The organism is Luminiphilus syltensis NOR5-1B (assembly GCF_000158175.1).
Classification (GTDB): domain Bacteria; phylum Pseudomonadota; class Gammaproteobacteria; order Pseudomonadales; family Halieaceae; genus Luminiphilus; species Luminiphilus syltensis.
This window is the reverse complement of the sequence record NZ_DS999411.1, coordinates 2343-22996: the sequence shown is the minus strand read 5'-3', so window position 1 is coordinate 22996 and position 20654 is coordinate 2343. Positions and strand designations below refer to the sequence as shown.

The window sequence follows — 20654 nt, the reverse complement described above, 5'->3', positions numbered from 1 at the left end:
TACGTTTTGTAGGCATTCGTCCATATTTAACGTCGGCACAAAGAATGCCAAGAGCTCAGGGAACACTCTTTTGACTTCGGTCAAAATAAGATTTCCCAGGTGCCTACGCCCAGCACTGAAAAAGCCACCTGAACGTAGAAAGTAAGGGAAGACGTCTCTGCCTTTGGTAAGTTTATCCCTTTAATAAAGATGTGAACACATTCGGCGACATACAAAGGCCGCTATTATCGTTCGGGTGGGCTTATCGCGGGGGGACTGCGCCGCTTGATTGACTTTTCAGACATCCCTGCGGCGTTAGGCGCGGACTAGGCCGCCCCCGTTACTGCGTCACCGAGCGTCGGGTGGGCATGAGCCGTTCCGGTAATGTCTTCGAGACACCTCACTATTTACAGCTCCAGTGCCAGTGCCAGTGCCCGCGAAAATCCACTGGCGAGATCAGCACAGTTTATCTGTTCCACGTCCATCTTTCGTTAGACTTCTTTGAAGTGTCCGTAACATCGGGGTTGAACCCTTCAAGACGGTCCTGCTGCTTGCACACCTCTACGGCCCAGGGACCTAGTGTGATTCAAGGGTGCAATGGGGGCGAATTCGTCTTCGAATAGCGCCCGCCACGTCTTCCACCGGGCAGTGTCTAAAGTTGACGTTAACGTAAACTTTAACTAGAGTTCCCAGTCTCTACTCTGGAGCGGGATCATGGGCGAGGGCAAGACGTTTACCATTTCGGAGCTGGCTCGGGAGTTCGACGTAACGACACGAACCATTCGGTTTTATGAAGAGAAGGGGCTGTTGCACCCCTCCCGACAGGGCCAGCACCGGATTTTTGGTAAGCAGGACCGCGCGACGCTGGAGCTCATTTTACGCGGCAAGCGCGCCGGGCTGTCCCTCGAGGAGAGCCGGGAAATCATCGACATGTACGACCCTGCTGGCGACAACTACGAGCAGTACCAGTTCCTGCTCAACAAGGTTAATCAGCGGCAGGCGCAGCTGGAAGCACAACTGGAAGACATCAAAGCACTTCTCAACGGTTTGGAGGAGGTGCGTAAGCGTTGCAATCGGGCCCTGAAAAAGATCGCTCGTCCGCGGGCAGCCGGGTAATCAATCGGAGAACACCATGTCTGTAAGTTATCCCACCTTGAATTTTGGTCTCGGCGAGGATCTCGACAGGTTGCGGGATTCGGTGCGTGCCTTCTGCGATGCTGAGCTTGCGCCGCGGGCTGCGGATATCGATCAGAGCAATGAGTTCCCCATGGACATGTGGCGGAAGTTCGGTGACATGGGCCTGTTGGGCATTACCGTAAAGGAAGAGTACGGCGGTTCTGATATCGGCTATCTCGGCCATGTGGTGGCGATGGAGGAGATCTCCCGCGCCTCAGCCTCGGTCGGGCTGTCCTACGGCGCCCACTCCAATCTCTGCGTTAACCAGATACACAAGAACGGCTCCGAAGCACAGAAGCAAAAATATCTGCCTAAGCTGTGCAGCGGTGAGCATATCGGCGCGTTGGCCATGTCTGAGCCCAACGCCGGCTCGGATGTGGTCAGTATGAAGCTCAAGGCCGAGAAGCGCGGCGGCAGGTACGTTTTAAACGGTAACAAGATGTGGATTACCAACGGCCCCGATGCCGACACCTATGTCATTTACGCCAAAACCGATCCCAACGCGGGCTCCCGCGGTATGACCGCGTTTATCGTCGAGCGTGATTCGCCCGGATTTTCTCGTCACCAGAAGCTGGACAAACTGGGTATGCGCGGCTCCAACACCTGCGAGCTGGTATTTGAAGACTGCGAGGTGCCGGCGGAAAACGTGCTCGGTGAAGAGGGCCGGGGTGTGGCTGTGCTGATGTCCGGGCTGGATTACGAACGGGCAGTGCTCTCGGGCGGACCCGTGGGCATCATGATGGCCTGTCTTGATCAGGTGATTCCCTATATCCACGATCGTAAGCAGTTTGGCCAGTCCATCGGTAAGTTTCAGTTGATCCAGGGCAAAGTGGCCGACATGTACACCCACCTCAGCGCAGCGCGCGCGCTGCTTTACGCCGTGGCGCGGGCCTGCGACCGCGGTGAGGAATGTCGCAAGGATGCCGCCGCGGTCATTCTGTTCGCCGCCGAGAAGGCAACCCAGATGGCGCTCGATGCTATCCAGCTGCTGGGTGGGAACGGTTATATCAACGAGTTTCCCACCGGTCGTTTGCTGCGCGACGCCAAACTTTACGAGATCGGTGCCGGCACGTCCGAAATCCGTCGTATGTTGATCGGCCGCGAGCTGTTTAACGACACTCAGTAGGGAGCGCGCCAACATGCCTGTCATCCAGTCAAAAGCGAATATACGCGCCCCCGAGTACGCCGAAAACGCTGAGCATATGCAAGCGCAGGTCGATGACCTGCGGGCGAAGTTTGAAGTGATAAAGCAGGGGGGCGGCGAGAAGTCCTGCGCCCGACATGTCAGCCGCGGCAAGTTATTGCCCCGGGACCGGGTAGCCGCTTTGATTGACCCGGGTTCACCCTTTCTGGAACTGTCGCAGCTGGCAGGCTATGGAATGTATGGCGAGGATAGGATCAATGCCGGCGGCGTCATTGCCGGTATCGGCCGAGTACAGGGTCAGGAGTGTGTCATTGTCGCCAACGATGCGACCATCAAGGGCGGTACCTACTACCCGATAACGGTAAAGAAGCATTTGCGCGCACAGACTATTGCCGAGGAAAACAACCTGCCGTGCATTTATCTCGTCGATTCAGGCGGTGCCTTTCTGCCGCTTCAGGACGATATCTTTCCTGACCGGGATCACTTTGGCCATATTTTTTATAACCAGGCGGTGATGTCTTCGAAGGGTATTCCGCAGATAGCGGTGGTGATGGGTTCATGCACCGCCGGCGGTGCTTATATTCCCGCCATGGCGGACGAGTCCATTATCGTCAAAGAGCAGGGAACGGTATTCCTCGGCGGGCCTCCGTTGGTAAAGGCCGCGACCGGTGAGGATGTGACTGCGGAAGAACTCGGCGGTGGTGACGTTCACACTCGGACTTCCGGGGTGGCGGACCATCTGGCCCAGAATGATCACCACGCCTTGCAGTTGGCGCGACAAGCGGTAGGCAGACTCAACCGGGTCAAACGCGTGTCATTGGATGTGACCGAATCGGTGCCGCCGCTGTATCCCGAGCGTGAAATATACGGCGTTATCCCGAAAGACACCCGCCAGCCCTACGATGTGCGCGAGGTGATTGCCCGTGTTGTCGACGGTTCTGAGCTCGATGAATTCAAGGCCCTCTACGGCACCACCCTGGTGTGTGGCTTCGCCCGTATTCATGGTTATCCGGTGGGCATTCTGGCCAATAACGGCATTTTGTTTGGTGAGTCAGCGGAGAAGGGGGCGCACTTCGTAGAGCTGTGTGCCCAACGTAAGATTCCGCTGGTATTCCTGCAAAACATTACCGGCTTCATGGTGGGCAAACAGTATGAGCACGGCGGTATTGCCAAGCATGGTGCCAAGATGGTGACCGCCGTCGCCACCGCGGCGGTACCCAAATTTACTGTCTTGATCGGCGGCTCTTTCGGTGCCGGCAACTATGGTATGTGTGGCCGGGGCTACGACCCACGTTTCCTGTTCATGTGGCCCAACGCACGAATTTCGGTGATGGGCGGGGAGCAGGCGGCGGGCGTTTTGTCGCAAATCAAACGCGAGCAGATCGAAGGCCAGGGCGGCAACTGGTCTGCCGAGCAAGAAGCCAGCTTCAAGCAGCCCATCATCGATAACTATGAACATCAGGGTCACCCCTACTACGCCTCGGCCCGATTGTGGGACGACGGCGTGATCGATCCGGCAGAAACCCGAATGGTGCTGGGCCTGGCGATTTCCGCCAGCCTTAACCGGGACATTGAAGAGACGAAGTTCGGCGTCTTTCGAATGTAATGGTCGGATGCAAAGACCGAATGTAACGGCCGGGTGTATTGGGCTGGGCAAAAGGATAAGTGCATGAGTGCAACATTTGTAAGTACGGTTGTCGATGATCGCGGTGTCGCGACCGTCACCCTGGACAACCCGAAAAAACATAATGCCTTTGACGACACTATTATTGGCGAGCTCACCGAGGCGTTTACCGCGGTAGATGACAATGCTGATGTCAGGGTCATGGTGTTGGCTTCAGCGGGTAACAGCTTCTCCGCTGGCGGCGACCTCGACTGGATGAAGCGGATGGCCGGTTATACCCGCGAGGAAAATCTGCAGGACGCCCGAGCGCTGGCCGAAATGCTACGGGTTCTCAGTACCATTTCCACGCCCACCATTGCCCGCGTTCAAGGCCCTGCATTCGGCGGAGGGGTGGGTCTTGTGAGCTGCTGCGATATGGCGGTAGCGAGTGCGCGCGCGACCTTTAGTCTCAGTGAAGTAAAGATTGGCATGATACCTGCGACGGTCAGCCCCTACGTCGTTGCCGCCATTGGTGCCAGGGCCGCACGGCGCTACTTCGTCACCGCCGAACGTTTCAGCGCCGAGCAGGCCCTGGCCCTTGGTCTCGTTTCCGAGGTGGTCACAACAGAAAGCGAGCTCGACGACGCGTTGAATATGCTGATTACCACGATATTGGCTAATGGCCCGGCAGCGGTGGCTGCCGCCAAGAACCTGGTGTCCGAGGTGGAGGGCAGCACCAATCAAACGGAACTCATTGAGTTGACCAGCCAGCGTATCGCCGACATTCGTGTGTCCAAAGAGGGGCAAGAAGGGCTTGGCGCCTTTCTTGAGAAACGTAAGCCATCATGGATTCCATAAACGGGTCAGCGAATGTCTGCTAAATGCTTTGACAAGATACTCATCGCCAACCGCGGTGAAATTGCCTGCCGGGTGATTCGTACTGCTCGAAAGATGGGCATTCGTACCGTGGCGGTTTACAGCGATGCTGACCAGGGCGCACTGCATGTCGAAATGGCCGACGAGGCGGTGCATATTGGTGGTGCACCGTCGAGAGATTCTTATCTCGTCTACCAGAAGGTGATTGATGCCGCGCTGAAAACCGGCGCTCAGGCGATCCACCCCGGCTACGGATTTCTATCGGAGAACCCTCGCTTCTGCGAGGCGTGTCGCGACAACAGCATTGTTTTTATCGGTCCACCGGTCGCCGCCATTGAAGCCATGGGTTCGAAATCTGCCGCCAAGCAGATCATGGAGGCGGCAGGTGTGCCTCTGGTGCCGGGCTATCACGGGAATGATCAGGACCGGGATGTGCTCAAGTCCGCCGCCGACGATATAGGCTATCCAGTACTGCTGAAGGCGGTTGCCGGTGGCGGTGGTAAGGGTATGCGCCAAGTGTGGTCTTCAGGTGAGTTTGATGAGGCCTTGGCTGCGGCTCGCCGCGAAGCAATGAATGGCTTTGGCAACGATGATATGCTGGTGGAAAAATATCTGACCCAGCCGCGCCATGTTGAAATACAAGTATTTTTTGATGGTCATGACAATGGCGTTTACCTGTTCGAACGGGATTGCTCGGTGCAACGCCGTCACCAAAAAGTCATAGAAGAAGCACCTGCACCCGGAATGACTGAAGCGTTACGGGCGGCGATGGGCGAGGCCGCGTTGCGGGCGGCTCGCGCCATCAATTACGAGGGAGCGGGCACGGTTGAATTTCTGCTCGACAATGACGGTTCTTTTTACTTCATGGAAATGAACACCCGCCTGCAGGTTGAGCACCCGGTTACTGAAATGATCACGGGCCGGGACCTGGTGGAGTGGCAGCTGCGGGTCGCCGCGGGGGAGATCCTACCCGCAACCCAAGATGAGCTGACCATCACCGGCCACGCCTTCGAGGCTCGTATTTATGCCGAGGATCCCGATAACGATTTCCTGCCAGTGACCGGTATTCTCTCTTTTCTAGAGCCTCCGGAGCCCTCTGCTCACGTGCGCGTGGATACTGGCGTATTACAGGGCGATGAAGTCAGCGTTTATTACGACCCGATGATTGCAAAACTTATTGTCTGGGACGAGAACCGGGACAAGGCGCTGCAGCGACTGACTCGCGCCCTGCGGGAGTATCGCATCAGCGGCATGACAACCAACCTTGATTTTCTCTACAACCTAGCCAACAGCGCCGCTTTCCGCGCGGCGGATCTGGATACCGGTTTGATAGAGAAGCATCACGGCCAGATCTTTCACAATACACAAGGAGAGTTGGAGCAGGAAGTTCCGCTGGCGGCGCTATACCTGATATTGGCGCAGGAACGAGTTGCCCAACGGGCCAGAGCGCCCTCCGGTGATGCCAACTCCCCCTGGTTTGATGCCAGTGCCTGGCGCCTTAACGAGACCAATGTGCAGCACTTCGAGCTGGCAATTCACGACCATCATTACCCGGTCAGTGTTGAGCACATCGACTCGGCGGATGATGCCCGCTATCGCATCGGTTTTTCCGACAAGACCCTACTGGCGCAAGGTAACCTGAAGGATGGCGAACTGAGAGCCAACCTTGATGGTTATCAGTTGCGCGCATCGGTTGCCGAGCACGAAGGTAGTTTCAGTCTCTATACTCAGGACAGTGCGGTCAGCTTCAGACTCGTCACGCCGGATAGGGGTAACGTCAACGACGGTGGACTCGGAGGCGGTCTGACCGCGCCAATGAACGGCACCCTCGTTACTCTGTTGGTTGAAGCCGGTAGCCCGGTGAAAGCGGGCGATGCGCTGCTGGTGATGGAGGCCATGAAAATGGAGCACACGATTCGGGCGCCCAGCGACGGTAGCGTGTTGGCGTTTTACTATCAGGCTGGAGACCTGGTTGACGGCGGTGCGGCTCTGTTGGATTTCGAGGTCAGTGAGCCCTGAAGAAGGTATGACTAGCTACCGTTTGCCGCATTGAAGCAATGCCTGCTTCCCATGACTGCATCCGAATAGCGGTCTTATGCTTTATTGCTGTTTAATTTTTAACTACGGCACTCTAAAAGGAACACACCGACCTCTGGGTATACGGAGCCGGCCTTATCAAATACCTGTGCCCTCGCGCCGCCGAGCACATGACTCGAGGCTGCACTTCCGATGATAGACTACGGCCATGTGATCGAAGGTAGATAACAGGTAAGCACTATGTCATCGACGTCCATTGATCTTTTTGATCCTGATATCCAGCGATGTCCGTGGGAGGCGTATCGCAGCCTGCGTAAGAACGCTCCGATCTATCGGATGGAGCCTTCGGGTATTTATCTGATCACCAGCTACGCCTTGTGCGAAGAGGTCATTCGCCAACCGGATCTGTTTATCAGCGGCGTGAGTCCCATGGCGCTGCGTCCTGGAGGAGTACCCGAGGAGGTGCTGCGTCAGTACACCGATCACGGCTGGCTGCCCCGGGCGTCCTGCTCAACGTCAGATCCGCCCGAGCACACCCGGGTTCGTGATTTTCTACAACCGCTATTCACCGCAAAGCGTATTCGTGCCTACGAGCCACGAATACGCGAGATAGCCGAGTCGCTGGCAGGTCAGCTCAAACCGGGTATGTCTGAGGATTTTGTGGCGCTATTTTCCCATCCGTTACCCATGCAGGTGATCGCCGATTTGCTGGGGGTTCCCGATGGGGATCTGGGGCAATTCAAGGTCTGGTCCGATGCCATCGTCGAGCCCTTCAGCATGATGATCAGCGAAGCACGGGAAGTTGAGTGCGCCGCTTTGGTGGTTGAGATGCAGCACTACTTCAAAAACCTATTGGAACAGCGCCTGGCGGAGCCCCAGGACGATATGCTCACCGAGGTTGCACAGGCGGGTGAAGGAAACGACGGCTTTAATCTTGAGGAGCAGTTGACGATTTTGACCATCGATCTTCTGGCCTCCGGTAATGAGACGACGACAGCAGCGATTTCTTCGGGGATGCATTTGCTCTGCCAGTCGCCTGATCTGGTGGGCGAACTTCAAGGCAGTCCCGATAAACTCCGTAACTTCTGTGAAGAAGCCATGCGCCTTGAATCCCCGGCGCAGGGCATGTTTCGGCAGGTAACCCGAAAAACGGAGTTGGGTGGCGTGACCCTGAACGAGGGCGATTTATTGAACCTTCGCTTCGGTGCCGCCAACCGGGACGAAAGCCGATACGATCGAAGCGAAGAGCTTGTTTTGGATCGGCCAAAACCCGGTCAGCATCTGGCGTTTGGCACGGGACGCCATGTCTGTGTTGGCGCCGCGCTCGCTCGCGCTGAGATGCAACTGGCGTTTCAGGCGCTACTGCAGCGTTTTAACCGATTCGAACTCGCGCCTGATCACGAGCCCCCCGCAATCACGCCGAGTTTCTTTGGAAGAAATATTGAGTGCCTGCACATTATCGCGACCTGACTGAATAGCCGTATCCCGCCATCGAAGCATTGAGGCGTCAAAGCCATTATTCAATGCAGAATGAGTATCGAAGGACAGTCGGGCTGGAGGGGTTGATACGACAGCAACAACAACTCACAGCGACTGTTGCGATGGCTATCGTGTCACGCGAATACTGCGCGATGTTGAACATCTCAAACGTAGCCTGGTGGTCCGGTTTGTATCTCGGTTTGGGACGCTATTTTGTATTGGCGATTTGACCGGCTTTATCAAGAACTTCTGACAACCCCGAAAGCAACCTTGGTTTAAAGGCATTAGGAGTGCGTGGCTAATCAACGCTTCTTAATCGCTCCCGATTTATCGAGCGCGCCAGTGCCTGCATATCCTCCACCGTATCGCTCTCGTCAAGAATCTCCCGGCCTAGCAGAGTCTCGATGGCGTCTTCCAAAGTGACGATACCCGCGGTTTGTCCGAACTGGTCTTCCACCAGGAACAGATGCATTTTATGCCGGATAAACAAATCCATGAGTTTGTGTACCGGGAGTTTTTCCGAGACGCGAACCACCTCGCGCTTAAACTGCGAAATCGGCTCTTCTCCTTTGCCGGCGCGCTCGGCGTCAAACAGGTCGGTACGGAGAATTTTTCCGGTAATGTTATCCGCGGAGTCGCTGTAGCTCAGCATGCGCGAGAACTGCCGCGTTCCCTCCATACTCAGTGCGTCCGAGACCGATGTGGATTCCTCCAGCATATGCACCACAGTGCGCGGTGTGAGTATGTCGCGGGTTTTTACTTCGCGTAGGCGCAGCAGGTTAACCAGGTATTCATTTTCCTGAGAAATCAACGCGCCGTCCTGATAGCCCAGCGAAGCAAGCGCCAGGATTTCTTCACGGGTAATATTGCGCTTCTCCTTGCTGCCCAGGAACTGGGTCAGTCGTGTGGAGATCCATACCAGCGGATAGACGATTCTGACCAGCCAGGAGATAACAAAAGCCGCGGGGACGGCGAGTCGATGCCAATAGGTGGCGCCGAGAGTTTTGGGAATGATCTCAGAGAAGTACAGGATAGCGAGGGTGAGCAGCACTGCGACCAGCGTCTCCGATTCGGCACCGAACACCTGGATCGCCTGCGCACCCACGCCAGCCGCGCCCATGGTATGGGCGAACGTGTTCAATATAAGAATGCTGGATAGCGATTCGTCCATATTGCGCTTGGCGCTATGCACGATCTTTCCCGATCGGGGGCGTTCCTGCTTGAGTTGCTCAAGATACGTCGGAGTAATGGAGAGCAGCACCGCTTCGAGAATAGAGCAGAGGAAGGACACGCCAATGGCAATCGCCAGATAGGTAAATAGCAGCGTCAACCGGTTTCAGCCCTCTCATGGGATTCGTTCTCTCGCTTATACGCATCAGCCCCGGTTTTTTCAAATCACTACGCTTACAACCACTGTCTCATTTCATCACGGTGTTTTGGCTTGCGACGTTGGCCGTCTTCGATCGCTTCTTTTAGCGATTTAGCGAGCGGGGACTTCTTCAGGACAGACCGGTGTCGGTTGGCGTGACGATTCCTCGCGAATCTGCCAAGCTCCCGGACCATGCATATCGATCCCTCATTACTACCCATAGGCCTGATCTTCGGTCTTGGGGTTGTTTTTCTCGCCGGTTTGGTGGTGGCTGTTTTTAATGCGCCGTGGCGGGCGCTTTGGCACACACCGGAGCGCCTGCACCTGTTGGCGGGCGGCACCCTTGGTTTGGTACTCCTGTGGCTCATGAATATTACGGTCGTGGAGGGGGTTGTGTTGCACCTGCTTGGCATGACGACCTTTACCCTTGTGGTCGGCTGGTGCTTCGCGGTGATTGGCGCGACGGTGGCGTTGGTGGTGGTGACCGTGCTGGTGGATTTGCCATTTGCTGGCGTCGGCGCTGCTGGCTGCTTAACGGTCCTGATTCCCGCAATCGTGAGCTGGTCTCTGGGGCGTTGGCTCTACAGACCCAGGCTGCGCAATCCGTTTTTCTATATTTTGGGTGCGGGATTTGCCGGTGGTGCGCTGGTTATCCTCATTGACGCACTTTGTGCGCTGGTGATTATCGCTATTGCCGGGTGGGACCCCTGGACGAGCGCTGTCGCAGATATTTTTCCGCTGCTATTACTGATTGCCTTCCCCGAAGCCTTTATCAACGGAATGTGCATCGCCGCATTGGTCATCTTTTATCCCGATGCGGTCAAGACCTTCGATGACCGATTTTATCTTGACGGGGATGCCTGATTCCTAGGCGGCCGGGGCCGGCTGGTTCACTGTGGGATTGCTTCGACATCTCCTCTATCTCGCCTGGTTCCCGCATGAAGCGTTGACTCCGCAGAGACCACTGGGCTCGCCGGGTTGTGGTACGGTCACCGCTTCACGGCCACCCCCGGCCATTTATCAAAGGAGCAACTTATCTTGAGCGACCAATCGATGAATCACGACGACGTCGATCTGAATGGCGGCCACGAGGTCAGTGCGTGCTACGAGTTGCGGATCGAGGGACCGCCGGAGTCCGGGCCCGCGCTGAGATCAGTGATTGCCGGCCTTGCCTTTGATCTGGGCAGTCTGGATGGATTGGTTTCCGCCGATGTGTATCGACCGGGTGAGGGGAGTGTCAATGACCCGTATTTTGATCACGCCGATGCGCCGCTTGCCATTCTCATGCTGGATTTTACCGATGATGAGGCGCGGGCGGAGGGGCTCCTGCAGTGCCAGGCGCTAAAGCGCTTTGGTGCGATTGAAGGCCTGTCTATAACCAGCGCCTTTTTGCGACGGATTGCCTATGCACTGGAGCCCGGTGCTGCACCGCCCCCGTTTACCGCGCCCATCAGCAACGTCGTGCGTTATCGGCGTCCCCATAGCGATGAACAGGCGTTTACGACCTTTTATCTGGAGACCCATCCGATTACCCAGCAGCGATTGCCCGGTATCGGCGCCATTCATTGCTATCTGCCACAGCAGGGTGTGGATCCCAATGGCTATGACGATGCGGACTATGTCATGGGCAATGAGGTGTCCTTCGATGACCTGGCCGGTTTCAATGGGGCGATGCGGTCGGAGGTGCGCGAGGAGATGCGCGCTCATTTTCGTCAGTTTCCGGCGTTTACCGGGTTGTTAACCCATGACTATATGCAGCGAGAACGACTGCTAGGAGATCCCTGAAATGGGCAAGATCTTTATGACCGGCGCGTCCGGTAATCTGGCGCGGGTGATTACGCCGGTATTGCATCAGGCGGGGCTGGAATTGACCCTGGGTTCTCGACAGCGTCCCGAGGTTGTGCCTGGCGGCGCTGAGTATACGCCCGTCGATCTCACCGAGCCTGCCCATCTGGAGGCTGCCTTTAGTGGGCATGAAACGCTTATTTTGATTTCACCCGTGGTAAAGCATGAAGTCGGCATGGTAGAAAATGCGCTGGCTGCCGCCCGCCAGGCAGGTGTCAAGAAGGTGGTCGCGATAGGTATCATGAACGAGGCCAAGCGTGTCCAGATCCCCCACTTTGAGAACAAGCGACGGATTGTGGAGTTGATCAAAGAAAGCGGCCTTGAGTACGTCATCCTCAAACCCAGCTTCTTTTTTCAGAACGACGGCATGGTATTGGCTCCGCTGCGCGAGCATGACGTGTATGCCTTGCCGATCGGTTCCGTCGGTCTCAATGCCGTGGACACCCGCGATATTGCCGACGCTACGCTGCGAGTCGTCACCTCCGAGACGTTCGACGGTCAGGAGATCCCGCTGTGCAGCCCCGATCGTTGCACGGGTGAGGGCAATGCCCAGGTGTGGTCGGAGGTCCTCGGTAAAGAGATTACCTATGCCGGCGACGATCTCGGTGCGTTCACCGCGGGTATTCGCAACGCCTTCGCAACCACCGTGGATGAGTGGCTGGTCGACGATTTGACCACCATGATGCGTATCAATCAGACCGTTGGTAATCACGCCACGGATCACGATCTCGCAGCCAGTGAAACGGTGCTCGGCCATGCTCCGCGCCGCTATAAGGATTTCGTAGCGGAGACCGCAGCCGCGTTCTGATCGTATTGGCCCTCGTACCGCCTGTTCACTAGCCGCTCTGTCGGAATAGGGTCCATCTTATCGACCGGATCGACATTCTCTTTGCCCGGGGAAGGAGTATGCTATTCATGGAGAGAAGTTCTAGGGTGCGCGCCATTACCAGAGGGGTGTATCCGGGTCTTGGCCGTAGGGGGGGCGAAATATCGAATGCGAGTAGTTTGGGTCATGATGATTGCCGCTGCCATTGTCGGTTGCAGCAGCAGTAACTCGCGCTGTATTCAACGGGAATGGCAGTGGATTGAGGAGACTCGCTACTTTACCGGCGGAGGTTCCGCCAAAACCAATGTCCGCAGGAGCGTTTGTACGGGTTGGGAAGACGTCCCCGACGACGAGGACAGCCTGATCACCGACTTAATGACTGAAGGTGATGTGAAGAGCGAAGGCCATTAATCGTCGCCCCCGGCGACACGGTTCCTATATCAAACCCCTGTAGCATTCCTGGATTATCGCTTTCGGACACCCACCAGAGCTGTCGGCAGCGCGCTGAGTATGGCCATCACCCCGATCGATTGGCTTATGCGATAAGATTCCTGTTTACTCATTACCGTTTACCAAGGACCTCCTATGCGTAATTGGCGGCTGGTACGCGCGTTGCTTGGTCTACTGCCGATCGTCGGTGGTTCATTAATCAGTCACGCCGAAGTCGTCGTGGGTGATGGCAGTGTTTCCTGTGCGGCGGATCCCGCGTGCATGAATCGACTGCATCCCGATATTCCGATGGTCGCTACTGCTCAGCCTGGAGAGCGCATCGTCTTTGCCGGCAGGGATGCCCTCGATCTGGCGTTGGATGCCGATGATGCGGACAGCGGCGATGTCACGCCAAACGCAGGTTCGGGTATTGTTCACCCGCTAACCGGTCCGGTTTATATCAAGGGTGCCAAAGCCGGTGATGTACTGGCGGTCACCATCGAATCCCTGGAGCCCGCGCAGGCTGGATGGACCGAGTCCGGTGCCTTTGGTTTTGCGGGGGATCAGTTCGGTATCGAGGAGCGCTTCATCGTCTGGCGAATCGATAGCGACTACGCCGTCAGCGATGCACTCCCCGGGGTTCGTATCCCGAATGCCAGTTTCCCCGGTGTGCTCACCACGTTGCCGGGCGAGGGTCTTCTTAAGCGTATTTTGCAGCGAGAGGCGCAGCTACTCGAGGCGGGTGGTGCGGTAGTGGGTATTGATCCGACCGAGGCGCAGCCCGCATCCATGTGTGGTGCTGAAGGCACCAAGGCGGCCGAGTGTTTGCGCACGATCCACCCCGTGAGCACGGCGGCAATATGGATATTCGCTATCTGACCATGGGCACCACGGTTTATCTGCCGTGTTTTATCGATGGCTGCGGGCTTGCCGTCGGTGACTTTCACTATGCCCAGGGCGATGGGGAAGTATCGGGAACCGCCATTGAAATGGGCGGCACCTTAACGGTGACCACGCGGGTCGTGGAGGATGCACCGGATCTCTCCCACGGTCCCCACTACGAAGGTCCGGCATCGGTATTGGGTATACCGTCGACGCGCTTTTACGCCGTAACGGGGTTTCCGTTGAAAGCGGAAGGCACGGTGCCAGCCAACCTCAGTTATCTGGGTTCCGATCGTCTGGCCGAGCTCGGCAATTTGTCGGCGGATATCCACCTCGCGGCCCGGAATGCGCTCGCTGCGATGATTGATTACATTGTTAACACCTACGGCTATGACGAGGCGCAGGCGTATATGATTGCCAGCGTGGCGGTGGATATGCGCATTGGGCAGCTGGTCGATATCCCCAACGTTGGCGTCACCGCGATCTTGCCGCTGGATATTTTCGTCGACGAGGCGAGCGAGTAGCGGCGCCGATCGCCGAGTAACCCTATTCGGGTGGCTCAACTACAGGGTGTCATTGGAAAGAGAAGCCGGCCATGAAAAACGCAGCATCCGCCTACGTCAACGAACGCACCGAAAATAACGTCCGCTGGATTACGCTCAATCGGCCCGATCAGCGCAATGCCCTGTCGTTGGCAATGATCGAGGCACTCACCGAAGCCCTGGAAGCAGCGGCAGAAGATTCCCAGGTTCGAGCGGTTGTGATTGCCGCCGAAGGCTCCGCGTTTTCTGCCGGGCACGACCTGCGCGAGATGAAACGCTTGTCGGATGAATCTGTGGACTCGCAACAAGAACGGGTCCGCGAGATTCTGGAGCGCTGTTCGTCGCTGATGCTCTCGATAGTTTATTCATCCAAGGCGATCATCGCCAGCGTGCAGGGCATCGCCACTGCTGCGGGGTGTCAGCTGGTATCGGCGTGTGATCTCGCCATTGCCGCAGATACCGCGCGCTTCGCCACCCCCGGCGTTCATATCGGTGCGTTTTGCACCACACCGCTGGTGGGTGTTGGACGAAATATTCATCGCAAACATGCCATGGCACTGGCGCTGACCGGCGATGCCATCTCGGCGGAAGACGCGGTGCGCTTTGGCCTCATCAATGAGGCGGTAGCCGCTGCCGATTTACATGGGCAGACCAGTGCGCTGGCCGAGCGCATCGCCAGTCGATCGGCGCAGGGCATTCGCCAGGGTAAAGCGGATTTTTACCGCCAGATCGACATGCCGATCGAACAGGCTTTCGCCTATGCCAACGAGGCCATGCTGCGGGCGATGACCTCGGACGAAGCCGAGGAGGGCAAAGCGGCGTTTTTTGAAAAACGGCCACCCCAGTGGGGAGAGGCCTGAGCAATGCCGGTGACTGATGATGCGGGGATCGCCGAGATACTCAAGTCGGTGCGGACCGTCGCGTTACTGGGCGCGAGCAGTAAGCCCGTCCGGCCCAGCTATCAGGTTTCCGAGTTCCTGCGGCGGCACGGTTATCGCGTGATACCGGTGAACCCGGGGCTGGCCGGCAGCGAACTGCACGGAGAGCGGGTCTACGGCACGCTGGCAGACATTCCCGAGCCAGTGGATATGGTCGATGTGTTTCGTAACGCCCGTTTTTTACCCGCCATCGTCGAGGAGACCATTCAGGTCGGTGTTCCTCTATTGTGGACGCAGCTGGGTGTCATCGATCCGGCGGCGACGATGTTGGCGGAGCAGCAGGGTATCCGCGTCGTTGTGGATCGCTGTCCGGCGATCGAATGGCCCAGGCTCCGGGCGGCAGGCCTGCTGGATAGCCCAAAGACTTGCCAACCGTAGACGAGGCAAGCGCATTGGGAATGACAGCGTAGAATCGCGCAAAGAGAGAGTCAGATTGTTTACCTGCTGAAGAGTCGCCGATGGTTTCCGTCGCCTGGGTTTGGTACTGACTACCGCCTTGGTACTATTGTCCCATCGGCCCCGAGACCACACGATAACAATAGGGATCCGGTCCACTGACACACTACCGAGTATCGAGGAACACGACGTCATGCAGTCAGCGCTCGCACCGATAATAGATCAGTACCGCGACTGTGAGGGGGCGCTACTGCCGCTTCTTCACGCCGTGCAAGCGCAGTGGGGTCATATTCCCGATGCGGCCATTGATCCGATCGCCAGGGAACTGAATCTTTCTGCCGCTGAGGTTCACGGTGTGATCTCCTTTTATCACGACTTCAAAACCAGCCCGCAGGGCGAGCATCTGGTTCAGGTGTGCTGCGCTGAGGCCTGTCAGGCCCGGGGATCGCGCTCGCTGGAGTCCTACGCTACCCAGCGGCTGGGTATCGATTACGGCGAAACCACGGTGTCCGGTCGGGTAACGCTCGAGCGCGTGTACTGCCTCGGTAATTGTGCCTGTGGCCCGTCGCTGCGCATTGACGATGATGTGTACGCGCGGGTCGATAACCCGACATTTGATGCTCTACTCGCAGAAAAAGCAGAGGAGCCCGGCCTATGACGCTCCGTATTTACCTGCCGCGAGATACCACCGCCAACGCGCTGGGTGCCGACCGACTGGCGCACTCGCTGGAGGCACTCGCCGGTCAGAAGGGCATGGACCTGACAGTGATTCGCAACGGCTCCCGCGGTGCGTTTTGGCTGGAGCCATTGGTGGAAATGGACCATAAAGGGCAGCGTCTCGGCTTTGGCAACGTCACCGCCGCCGATGCCGAGACGCTGCTGGCTGCGCTGGCCGACAACCCGACCGCGCACCCCAGCTACGTGGGCCCGGTGTCCGAGATTCCTTTTCTCAAAAATCAGCAGCGGCTAACCTTCGAGCGCGCGGGTGAGGGCGATCCCCTCTGTATCGAGACCTATCAGCAGTTGGGGGGCTTTGTCGGCCTGCGAAACGCACTGGCAATGACGGCCCAGCAGATCGTTGATGAGGTCAAGGAATCCGGCCTTCGGGGACGCGGCGGTGCCGCCTTTCCCGCGGGTATTAAATGGCAGACCGTGCTCGATGCGGTCGGCAACAGGAAGTACATCGTCTGCAATGCGGACGAAGGCGACTCGGGCACCTTCGCGGATCGCTTGCTTATGGAGGCCGATCCCTTCCAGTTGATTGAGGGCATGACGATTGCCGCTCTGGCAGTGGGTGCCACCCAGGGTTATATCTACCTGCGTTCCGAGTACCCGCTCGCGCACCAGATTTTGAACGAAGCCATTGAGCGGGCCGAACAGGCGGGCTATCTGGGTGATGATCTTCTCGGTAGCGGACAGGCCTTCCATCTTGAGGTTCGTCTCGGTGCCGGCGCCTATATCTGCGGTGAGGAAACCTCGCTACTGAACAGCCTTGAGGGTAAGCGCGGTATTGTGCGGGCGAAGCCGCCCCTGCCCGCCATTGAGGGGCTCTTCGGCAAGCCCACGGTGGTCAATAACGTACTGACGCTGGCGGCGGTGACCACCGTGCTGGCGAAGGGATCCGACTTTTACCAGGACTTTGGCGTGGGTCGTTCCCGCGGCACCCTGGCCTTCCAACTCGCGGGTAACATCGAGCGCGGCGGTCTCGTCGAACTGGCCTTTGGCACGACGCTCCGTGATCTCGTCAGCGAGTTCGGTGGCGACTCAGCCTCGGGAAGACCCTTGCGCGCGATACAGGTAGGCGGTCCCCTGGGGGCGTATTTACCCGAGTCGAGTTGGGATACACCTCTTGACTACGAGGCCTTCGCCGAGATCGGTGGAATGATTGGCCACGGCGGTGTGGTGGTGTTTGATGAGTCGATCAACATGAGTGATCAGGCACGTTTTGCCATGGATTTTTGTGCCGAAGAGTCCTGCGGCAAGTGCACGCCCTGCCGTGTGGGTGCGGTACGCGGGGTCGAGGTCATCGACAGAATTCGCGAGGGTAACGAGCCTGAGAAAAACCGCGAACTACTGCTCGATCTTTGCGACACCATGGAATCTGCATCGCTGTGCGCCATGGGTGGAATGACACCGTTTCCTGTGCGCAGTGCACTACACTATTTTCCAGAAGATTTTCAGTCGGAGGGCTCGCAATGATCGAGTTTTACGAACCGCAGCTCGATTTGGGAACGCCAAGGCAAACTGCAGCGGCAGAGGTGTCACTGCAGATCGATGGCGTTGACATCAGCGTCCCCGAGGGCACCTCGGTAATGCGGGCGGCGATGGAGGCGGGTATCAAGGTGCCCAAGCTCTGCGCGACCGATTCCCTTGAGCCCTTCGGTTCCTGCCGGGTCTGTCTGGTCGAGATCGAGGGGAGTCGTGGTTACCCCGCATCCTGCACCACACCGGTGGCGGACGGCATGGTCGTCCAGACCCAGACCGAGAAGCTCGCTGATCTGCGCCGCGGTGTGATGGAGCTGTACATTTCCGATCACCCCCTGGACTGCCTCACCTGTCCCACCAATGGCGATTGTGAACTGCAGGATACTGCCGGAGAAGTAGGCCTGCGCAATGTTCGCTACGGCTACGAGGGGGAGAACCATCTGGTCGCCGAGAAAGACACCTCGAATCCGTATTTCACGTTCGATCCCTCCAAATGCATTGTTTGCTCCCGCTGCGTGCGTGCCTGTGAGGAAACCCAGGGGACCTTTGCCCTGACGATCGATGGGCGTGGTTTTGATTCCAAGGTCAGTGTCGGTGGTGATAAGACCTTCATGGAATCGGATTGTGTGTCTTGTGGGGCCTGTGTCGCCGCGTGCCCCACAGCGACGCTTACCGAGAACAGTATATCGAGGCCGGTAAGCCCGAACACAGCGCGATTACCACCTGTGCGTATTGTGGCGTGGGCTGTGGATTCCGCGCTGAGATGCGGGGCAATACCGTGGTCCGTATGACCCCGTGGAAAGACGGCAAAGCCAATCAGGGGCATTCCTGCGTCAAGGGACGATTTGCGATTGGGTACGCCACCCACAAGGACCGCATTACCTCACCGATGATTCGCGACAGCATCGATCAGCCCTGGCGCAAGGTCTCCTGGGACGAGGCGACTGCATTTGCGGCGAAACGCCTGCGCGATATTCAGGCGAGTCATGGGGTAAAAAGTATCGGTGCGATTTCGTCCTCGCGCTGCACCAACGAAGAAGTCTGGCTGGTGCAAAAGCTTGTGCGCACCTCCTTCGGTAACAACAATATCGATACCTGCGCCCGGGTCTGTCATTCCCCGACCGGTTACGGTCTCAAGCAGACACTCGGTGAGTCTGCGGGGACGCAAACCTTTGATTCGGTACAGTCGGCGGATGTCATTGTTGTCATGGGCGCGAATCCGACCGAGGCACACCCGGTGTTTGGCTCGCAACTAAAACGCCGGCTCCGCGACGGTGCTCGACTGATCGTGATTGACCCACGTCAGATCGAGTTGGTCAGTGCGCCGCACATCAAGGCGGACTATCACCTGCCGGTTCGGCCGGGTACCAACGTGTCAGTGCTTAATGCCTTTGCGCACACGATTGTTGCGGAGGGTCTTCACGATCGGAAGTTCATTGAGCGTCGTTGTGAAGATGAAGCGTTTAACGAATGGCTGGCCTTTATCCGCCGCCCAGAGCATTCCGCAGAATCCAGTGAGGTGCATACCGGCATACCGGCGGAAGACCTCAAGGCGGCGGCGCGGCTGTACGCTACCGGCGGCGAGTCGGCCATTTATTATGGCCTCGGTGTTACCGAGCACAGCCAGGGTTCGACCACCGTTATGGCGATTGCCAACCTTGCGATGCTTACCGGTAATGTCGGCCGTTTGGGTGTGGGGGTGAATCCCCTGCGCGGGCAGAATAATGTGCAGGGTTCCTGCGACATGGGCTCGTTCCCCCATGAGTTACCCGGTTATCGTCCGATAGGCGATGACAGCGTGCGTGCAACCTTTGAGGCGGACTGGGGCGTGACCCTCGACGGCGAACCCGGTCACCGTATTCCCAATATGTTTGAGGCGGCGCTCGACGGCAGTTTCAAGGGCCTGTACTGCCAGGGGGAGGATATCGCCCAGTCCGATCCGAACACCCAGCACGTGGAGGCGGCGCTGCGTGAGCTGGAATGCCTGATTGTCCATGATATTTTCCTCAACGAAACGGCCAAGTTTGCCCACGTTTTCTTACCGGGTTCCTCGTTCCTGGAAAAAGACGGCACCTTCACCAACGCCGAGCGGCGAATTTCGCGGGTGCGTAAAGTGATGCCGCCGCTGGCGGGTAAGGCGGACTGGGAGGGCACGCTGGCGCTTGCGGAGGCGCTGGGTTGCAACTGGCAGTACAACCACCCTTCGGAAATTATGGAAGAGATTGCGCGGTTAACACCGACGTTCCACGGCGTCACCTACGACAAACTCGATCGTCTCGGTAGTATCCAGTGGCCGTGCAACGACGATGCACCGACGGGTACGCCGATCATGCATGTGGATGAGTTTGTTCGTGGTAAGGGGCGCTTTGTGGTTACCGACTACGTGCCGACCACTGAGCGCAGTAACCGCAAGTTTCCATTGCTACTCACCACGGGTCGAATTCTCAGCCAGTACAATGTTGGCGCGCAGACCCGGCGTACCCGAAATTCAGACTGGCATGAAGAAGATATCCTCGAACTGCATCCACAGGATGCGGAAGATCGAGGTATTCGCGACGGCGACTGGGTGGGTATTCAAAGTCGGATCGGCACCACGGTGCTGCACGCCCGCTTGTCGGAGCGCGTGCGCCCCGGCGTGGTTTACACCACGTTTCATCACCCTGTCTCCGGGGCCAATGTCATCACCACCGATAATGCCGATTGGGCAACCGACTGCCCGGAGTACAAGGTGACCGCGGTACAGGTCAGCAAAGTCAATGCGCCGTCCGCATGGCAGCGGCGGCAGCAGGAGTTCAACGAGCAGCAGCTGGAATTGCTTGAGCAGGCACGGCAGGCCTGATGTCCCAAAATCAGGGGGCCGATGTCACGGGTATACACACGGTTAGTCGTTATCGCCTGGAGGATGGTCCATCCGAGCGGTCAACCGAT

General features: G+C 57.6%; 17 protein-coding genes and 1 pseudogene. 17 read left to right on the top strand and 1 reads right to left on the bottom strand.

Annotated elements, in window-relative coordinates:
* The first annotated feature begins 693 nt into the window (after positions 1 to 693).
* From NOR51B_RS00100 to NOR51B_RS00075, 6 genes are all read left to right on the top strand, one after another.
* A complete protein-coding gene (locus tag NOR51B_RS00100; RefSeq protein WP_009020802.1) occupies positions 694 to 1095 on the top strand; it encodes a MerR family transcriptional regulator in 402 nt (133 codons plus the stop codon).
* A 16-nt stretch (positions 1096 to 1111) separates the two neighbouring features.
* Positions 1112 to 2281 carry an isovaleryl-CoA dehydrogenase gene (locus tag NOR51B_RS00095; RefSeq protein ID WP_009021406.1) on the top strand — a complete coding sequence of 390 codons (1170 nt, stop codon included), beginning with the start codon at positions 1112 to 1114 and terminating at the stop codon, positions 2279 to 2281.
* Positions 2282 to 2294: 13 nt separating this feature from the next.
* Positions 2295 to 3905, top strand: coding sequence for a carboxyl transferase domain-containing protein (locus NOR51B_RS00090; protein WP_009020333.1), 1611 nt, complete (start codon positions 2295 to 2297; stop codon positions 3903 to 3905).
* Positions 3906 to 3968: 63 nt separating this feature from the next.
* Positions 3969 to 4760 (top strand): enoyl-CoA hydratase/isomerase family protein, encoded by a 792-nt coding sequence (locus NOR51B_RS00085; RefSeq protein WP_009019197.1) that lies wholly within the window; start codon positions 3969 to 3971, stop codon positions 4758 to 4760.
* A gap of 12 nt (positions 4761 to 4772) precedes the next feature.
* On the top strand, positions 4773 to 6797 hold the full coding sequence (locus NOR51B_RS00080; protein WP_009019606.1) for an acetyl/propionyl/methylcrotonyl-CoA carboxylase subunit alpha: 2025 nt from the start codon (positions 4773 to 4775) through the stop codon (positions 6795 to 6797).
* Positions 6798 to 7055: 258 nt separating this feature from the next.
* Complete coding sequence (locus tag NOR51B_RS00075) at positions 7056 to 8285, top strand: cytochrome P450 (RefSeq protein ID WP_009019146.1); 1230 nt, start codon at positions 7056 to 7058, stop codon at positions 8283 to 8285.
* A gap of 307 nt (positions 8286 to 8592) precedes the next feature.
* Here the strand turns inward: NOR51B_RS00075 and NOR51B_RS00070 are convergent, their stop codons facing one another.
* A complete protein-coding gene (locus tag NOR51B_RS00070) occupies positions 8593 to 9624 on the bottom strand; it encodes a CNNM domain-containing protein (RefSeq protein WP_009019394.1) in 1032 nt (343 codons plus the stop codon).
* Between the two features lie 231 nt (positions 9625 to 9855).
* Between NOR51B_RS00070 and NOR51B_RS00065 the strand changes: the two genes are divergently transcribed.
* From NOR51B_RS00065 to fdhF, 11 genes and pseudogenes are all read left to right on the top strand, one after another.
* Positions 9856 to 10527, top strand: coding sequence for an energy-coupling factor ABC transporter permease (locus tag NOR51B_RS00065; RefSeq protein ID WP_009020270.1), 672 nt, complete (start codon positions 9856 to 9858; stop codon positions 10525 to 10527).
* Between the two features lie 174 nt (positions 10528 to 10701).
* Entirely contained in the window at positions 10702 to 11448 is a 747-nt protein-coding gene (locus tag NOR51B_RS00060) for an EthD domain-containing protein (RefSeq protein WP_154647559.1), read from the top strand.
* A gap of 1 nt (position 11449) precedes the next feature.
* Complete coding sequence (locus tag NOR51B_RS14720; RefSeq protein WP_009020019.1) at positions 11450 to 12316, top strand: SDR family oxidoreductase; 867 nt, start codon at positions 11450 to 11452, stop codon at positions 12314 to 12316.
* A 186-nt stretch (positions 12317 to 12502) separates the two neighbouring features.
* Positions 12503 to 12745, top strand: coding sequence for a hypothetical protein (locus NOR51B_RS00045; protein WP_154647558.1), 243 nt, complete (start codon positions 12503 to 12505; stop codon positions 12743 to 12745).
* Between the two features lie 174 nt (positions 12746 to 12919).
* Positions 12920 to 14169, top strand: a pseudogene (locus NOR51B_RS15865) (acetamidase/formamidase family protein).
* Between the two features lie 71 nt (positions 14170 to 14240).
* The gene (locus NOR51B_RS00035; protein ID WP_009021596.1) at positions 14241 to 15047 is read left to right on the top strand and encodes an enoyl-CoA hydratase; all 807 of its coding nucleotides are present in this window, start codon (positions 14241 to 14243) and stop codon (positions 15045 to 15047) included.
* A 3-nt stretch (positions 15048 to 15050) separates the two neighbouring features.
* A complete protein-coding gene (locus tag NOR51B_RS00030) occupies positions 15051 to 15503 on the top strand; it encodes a CoA-binding protein (protein ID WP_009020094.1) in 453 nt (150 codons plus the stop codon).
* Positions 15504 to 15714: 211 nt separating this feature from the next.
* Positions 15715 to 16179, top strand: a complete 465-nt coding sequence (locus NOR51B_RS00025; protein WP_009019923.1) for a formate dehydrogenase subunit gamma — start codon at positions 15715 to 15717, stop codon at positions 16177 to 16179.
* A complete protein-coding gene (locus tag NOR51B_RS00020) occupies positions 16176 to 17720 on the top strand; it encodes a formate dehydrogenase beta subunit (RefSeq protein ID WP_009021547.1) in 1545 nt (514 codons plus the stop codon). The genes NOR51B_RS00025 and NOR51B_RS00020 overlap by 4 nt, the downstream gene beginning before the upstream one ends.
* Positions 17717 to 18517 (top strand): 2Fe-2S iron-sulfur cluster-binding protein, encoded by an 801-nt coding sequence (locus tag NOR51B_RS15815; protein ID WP_009019446.1) that lies wholly within the window; start codon positions 17717 to 17719, stop codon positions 18515 to 18517. Before NOR51B_RS00020 ends, NOR51B_RS15815 begins: the two co-directional genes overlap by 4 nt.
* Complete coding sequence (gene fdhF, locus NOR51B_RS00015) at positions 18490 to 20565, top strand: formate dehydrogenase subunit alpha (RefSeq protein WP_009020325.1); 2076 nt, start codon at positions 18490 to 18492, stop codon at positions 20563 to 20565. The genes NOR51B_RS15815 and fdhF overlap by 28 nt, the downstream gene beginning before the upstream one ends.
* Positions 20566 to 20654: the final 89 nt, after the last annotated feature.